This window comes from Arthrobacter sp. HMWF013 (assembly GCF_003061105.1).
GTDB lineage: Bacteria > Actinomycetota > Actinomycetes > Actinomycetales > Micrococcaceae > Arthrobacter.
Genome location: NZ_QAIQ01000519.1, coordinates 3,943 through 9,305, shown reverse-complemented (window position 1 = coordinate 9,305; position 5,363 = coordinate 3,943). Strand labels below are relative to the sequence as shown.

The 5,363-nt window shown below is 65.0% G+C and carries 4 protein-coding genes; 3 read left to right on the top strand and 1 reads right to left on the bottom strand.

What is annotated here, in order from left to right:
- The 3 genes from DBR22_RS18135 to DBR22_RS18125 form a co-directional block, all read left to right on the top strand.
- A partial coding sequence (locus tag DBR22_RS18135) for a peptidylprolyl isomerase (protein ID WP_258229285.1) occupies nucleotides 1-670 on the top strand: 670 nt, incomplete at its 5' end.
- Between the two features lie 67 nt (nucleotides 671-737).
- Nucleotides 738-2,465 carry a DUF349 domain-containing protein gene (locus DBR22_RS18130; protein WP_258229284.1) on the top strand — a complete coding sequence of 576 codons (1,728 nt, stop codon included), beginning with the start codon at nucleotides 738-740 and terminating at the stop codon, nucleotides 2,463-2,465.
- A 97-nt stretch (nucleotides 2,466-2,562) separates the two neighbouring features.
- Nucleotides 2,563-3,249, top strand: coding sequence for a type IV toxin-antitoxin system AbiEi family antitoxin (locus DBR22_RS18125; protein WP_146187563.1), 687 nt, complete (start codon nucleotides 2,563-2,565; stop codon nucleotides 3,247-3,249).
- Here DBR22_RS18125 and DBR22_RS18120 read toward each other — a convergent pair.
- Nucleotides 3,130-5,363 (bottom strand): RelA/SpoT family protein (locus DBR22_RS18120; RefSeq protein ID WP_108600160.1); only part of this gene is annotated, 2,234 nt, incomplete at its 5' end. The genes DBR22_RS18125 and DBR22_RS18120 overlap by 120 nt on opposite strands.

Genomic DNA, 5,363 nt, shown 5'->3' with positions numbered 1-5,363 from the left:
CGCCGCTGTGGTGCTCGCCGTCGTGCTTCAACTCACTGCCTTCTCAGGCAACCCCACCGAGGACGAGTTCGCGGCGCTGGAAGCCGGACTGTCGAGCCCTTCCGCGACAGCCACTCCGTCTGCACAGCCAACCAACGGTCCTGACATTCCGGCGGCGGACACAGCTGCCGGCAAGGTATTCACCGGCGAAATGACCCTCAACGGAAACGCGCTGGGCGTGGAGATCGACGGCACCAAGGCACCCCAGGCCGCCGCGGTTCTCAAGGCACTGTCGGACGGGGGTTCCTACAACGGGAGCGCCTGCCACCGCCTGACCACGGGCGAAACATTCAGCCTTCTGCAGTGCGGTGGAGCGAGTGCCTCTGCCGATCCCGACTACACCTGGGGCCCTCTGGAAAACACGCCGGCCGACAACACCTATCCGGCCGGGACCATCGCGGTGGCGCGTTCAGGCGACAACGCCTACGGAAACGGCAAGCAGTTCTTCATTGTCTATAAAGACACAGTGATTCCGGCAGATTCCGCCGGGGGCTATACGGTGGTGGGCAAGGTGACCTCCGGACTTGAGACAGTGACCAACATTGCTTCCGCCGGCATCACCCCCGGTTCCAACGCCACGGACGGCGCACCCGCGCAGCCCGTCACGATAGACTCGTTTTCTCTGAAGTAGGAAGCCCGGCCTTATTGGCTGCGGTGCAGCACATGAGTATTTCCCTCCAAGCGAAAGACTTTTAGCGGTGACAGACAGTCAGAAATCCGACGAAACAGCAGCTGACCTGACCGAAGCGACGGCCCCCGTTGCTGACCAGGCAGCAGCTGACCCGGCCACGGTTGAAGAAACCGTGGAGCAAGAGCGCGCAGCCGAGGAACCCGTGGCTGAAGCCGACACGGCCGCACCGGCCCCGGTTGACGGGGAAAGTGCCGGCGGTAGCGAGGCCACGCCTGCCGCAGCTGTTGAAGCCCAGGCCCAGGACAGCGCCGACACGCCCGCCCAGGTTGAAGCGCCCGAGACCGCCACGGCTACGGCTACGGCTACGGCTACGGCTACGGAAGAGGAAAGCCCCGCGCAGGAGGCAGCAGCCCCGGCCGTTCGTGCAGCCGCGCCTGCACCCGCGCCGCGTCCCGCACCGTCACCGGCGGCTTTCGCCGCACGGCCCAAGCCGGCAGCGGCTGCTCCGGCCGCCGCACCTGCGCCGGTTGCGTCCGCGACGTCACTGGCGGAAGCTTCCCGCTGGGGCCGCGTCGAAGGCGACGGCCACGTCTTCCTGACCGTCGACGGCGAAGAGCACCCGGTAGGCCAGTACCCCGACGTCAGCAATGACGAGGCCCTTGCCTATTTCGCCCGCAAGTATGACGACATCGTCGCCCAGATCGTGCTCCTCGAACAGCGAGTCAGCTCCAAGGCGCCGAGCACGGACATGCAGAAGACCGTCACCCACCTGCGCGAGCAACTGGCTGAGCGGAACATGGTGGGAGACCTCCGCGCCGCCGAAGCACGCCTTGATGCCCTTTCCGGGCAGATTTCGGAGCTCGAAAAATCTGAGAAGGCAGAGCACGACGCCGTCCGCGCCGCCGAACTCGCTGCCCGCGAGTCAATCGTGGCCGAGGCAGAGGAGATCTCCGGCCAGGATCCCGCGCAGATCCAGTGGAAGACCTCCAGCGCCCGGATGAACGAGCTGTTCGAGAGCTGGAAGACCGCCCAGAAGAGCGGGGTCCGGCTGGGACGCAGCAACGAGGACGCGTTGTGGAAGCGGTTCCGTGCCGCCCGCACTGTCTTTGACCGCCACCGCCGTGCGTACTTCTCCCAGCTGGACAGCACCAACTCCGCTGCGAAGACGGCCAAGGAGAAGCTCATTTCCGAGGCGGAATCACTGTCTTCCTCCACGGACTGGGGTTTCGCGGCAGGTGAGTACCGGCGCCTGATGGATGAGTGGAAGGCCTCACCGCGGGCCAGCCGCAAGGACGACGACGCCCTGTGGGCGCGTTTCCGTGCCGCCCAGGACGTGTTCTTCACGAACCGGCAGGCAGCCAACGAAGAGATCGACCAGGAATATGCTGCCAACCTCACGGTGAAGGAAGCGCTCCTGCTCGAAGCCAATGCCATCCTGCCGGTCAAGGATCTCGCGGCCGCCAAGAAGGCACTGCAGTCCGTCCGCGACCGGTGGGAAGAGGCCGGCAAGGTTCCCCGCGCCGACATGGGACGGATCGAAGCCGGACTCCGCAAGGTGGAGGACGCCGTCCGCCACGCAGAAGAGGAAAACTGGCAGCGCTCCAACCCCGAGACGAAGGCGCGCACCAACAGCGCCCTGTCACAGCTGGAGGCAGCTATCGCCGGCCTGCAGGACGATCTGGCGAAGGCTGAAAAGCTGGGCGACCAGCGGAAGATCAAATCCGCCAAGGAAGCCCTCGAGGCACGGCAGGCCTGGCTCGACCAGATCCAGCGGTCCGCCAGCGAACTGTCCTAGAACTCAAGCCGCCACGCGGTCCAGGCCCGGCTCCGGTTATCCACATAACCGGCGCCGGGCCTGGGCGTTTAACGGGCAGGCGCGGCAGGATGGACGGATGGCCACACCGTCACCACCGCAATACCCTGAGCTGTACTCGCCGGGGCGTCCGTTCGCCTGGCCGGAGCTTCAATCGCTGGCCGCAGACGGTATTCTGACGCAGTTCCACCAGCACGGCTTCACGCTCCCGGAAGCACCCGCTTCACCCCAACTGCGGGCCAGGGCAGCCGCCAATGCAGTTCCCGCGGCCGTGAGGCAACGGGTGGTGGCCGGGCGGATGACGGCGGCCTGGATCTACGGCTGCGCGGCGGAGCCGGACAAACTGGCGCTGCTGGTGGATGCGAAACGGCGGATTTCAGGCCTTCGGAACACCCGGGGCTGCACTCTCCACGAGGTCAGGCTCGGCCCGTTTGACGTCGTCAGCATGGGCGGGCTCATGGTGTCCAGTCCGCTCCGCACCGCAGTGGACATTGCCCTGCATGTAGAGGCCCACCGCGCCTTGCCTGCCCTGGCCGGTCTGCTGGCGCGGCCGGAAAAGGACGTCCGCCTCCGCCTGCTGGTTTTGGCCATCGAGGCCACCCCCAGGGTCCCGCACAAGAGGGCGGCCCTGGAGAAGCTCGCCCTGCTAGCTCCGGCGCTTATTGCCGGTGGTCCGGTAGACGTCGAAGACGCCATCGATCCGCCGGACGGCACTGAGGACGTGGTTGAGGTACTTGGGGTCCCCCATCTCAAAGGCGAACCTTGAGATGGCCACACGGTCGCTGGAGGTGTTCACACTGGCGGCCAGGATGTTGACGTGGTTCTCCGAGAGCACACGCGTGACGTCGGAAAGCAGGGACTTCCGGTCCAGTGCCTCCACCTGGATCTCCACGAGGAAGACACTGGACTGGGTGGGTGCCCAGTCGACGTCCACAATCCTGTCCGGCTGGTCCTTCAGGTCCGAGATGTTGGTGCAGTCGGTCCGGTGCACGGAAACGCCGGAGCCGCGCGTGACGAACCCCAGGATCGGGTCCGGCGGAACAGGCGTACAACAGCGGGCCAGCTTCACCCAGACGTCGCCGACGCCACGCACCACCACGCCGGAATCGGAGAACTTGGTCTTCGCCACATGGGTGGGAATGCTGACTTCACTGACGTCTTCGTCGGTGCTCTCGCTGCCGCCGAGGCTTTCGACGAGCTTCTCCATGACGGACTGGGCTGACGTGTGGCCGTCACCCACCCCGGCGTAAAGCCCGGAGATATCCACGTACTTGAACTCGGCAGCCACTGCGGCGAGGGCCTCGTGGGTCATCAGCCGCTGCAGGGGCAGGTTCTGCTTCCGCATGGCGCGGGTCAGCAGTTCCTTGCCGCGGTCAATCGCTTCCTCGCGCCGTTCCTTGCTGAACCATTGACGGATCTTGTTCCGCGCGCGGGCGCTCTTGACGAAATGCTGCCAGTCCTGGCTGGGACCGGCACCTTCGGCCTTGGAGGTGAAGATCTCCACCCAGTCGCCGTGGTTGAGCTCGCTGTTGAGCGGAACCAGCTTGCCGTTGACCCGGGCTCCGATGGTCCGGTGCCCAACCTCGGTGTGCACGGCGTAGGCAAAATCCACCGGAGTTGATCCGGCCGGCAGGGCCATGACTTCGCCCTTGGGTGTGAACACAAAAACTTCGCGGGCGTTGATCTCGAACCGCAGCGAATCAAGGAACTCCCCGGGATCGGAGGTTTCCTGCTGCCAGTCCACCAGGGACCTGAGCCAGCCCATGTCGCCGTCGCGCGGACTGCCCGGGCCAACAGCCGTGCGGTTGGGCTGGTCCTTGTACTTCCAGTGCGCGGCCACACCGTACTCGGCCCGGCGGTGCATTTCGTGCGTCCTGATCTGGATTTCCACGGGTTTGCCGCCCGGGCCGATCACCGTGGTGTGGAGTGACTGGTACATATTGAACTTTGGCATGGCGATGTAGTCTTTGAACCGCCCCGGCAGGGGGTTCCACCGCGAATGCATGGTGCCCAGGGCCGCGTAACAGTCGCGGACAGAGTCCACGAGCACCCTGACGCCCATAAGGTCATTGATGTCGTCGAAGTCTTTGTCCCGGACCACCATTTTCTGGTAGATCGAGTAGTAATGCTTGGGCCGGCCCGTGATGGTGGCTTTGATCTTGGCGGCACGGAGGTCTTCGGTGATCTGGTCCCGGATGACGCTGAGGCTCTTCTCCCGCTCCGGAGTGCGGTCCCCCACCATCCGCACAATTTCCTCATAGACCTTCGGGTAGAGGGCTGCGAAGGACAGGTCTTCCAGCTCCCACTTGATGGTGTTCATACCCAGCCGGTGGGCCAGGGGTGCAAAGATCTCGAGGGTTTCGCGGGCTTTCCTGGCCGATGACTCCGCGGACACGAACCGCCAGGTCCGTGCGTTATGGAGCCTGTCCGCGAGTTTGATCATGAGGACACGGATGTCCTTGGCCATGGCCACGACCATCTTGCGGACGGTCTCGGACTGCGCGGCTTCACCGAAGCTGACCTTGTCCAGTTTGGTCACACCGTCCACCAGCATGGCGACCTCAGGACCGAAGTCCCGCTTCAGGTCCGCCAGGGTGTAGGAGGTGTCCTCAACGGTGTCGTGGAGCAGGGCGGCAGCGAGGGTGGTGCCGCTGAGGCCCAGTTCGGCGAGGATCGTGGCGACAGCCACCGGGTGGGTAATGTACGGATCGCCGCTCTTGCGCTTTTGCCCGCGGTGGCAGCGCTCGGCCACCTCGAAGGCACGCTGGATGAGATCGAAGTCTTCCTTGGGATTGTTCGCCCGGACCGTTCTGAGCAAAGGCTCAAGGATGGGTGAATAGCTGGCGGCCGTGAATCCCGTCAGCCGGGCAAGCCGGGAGC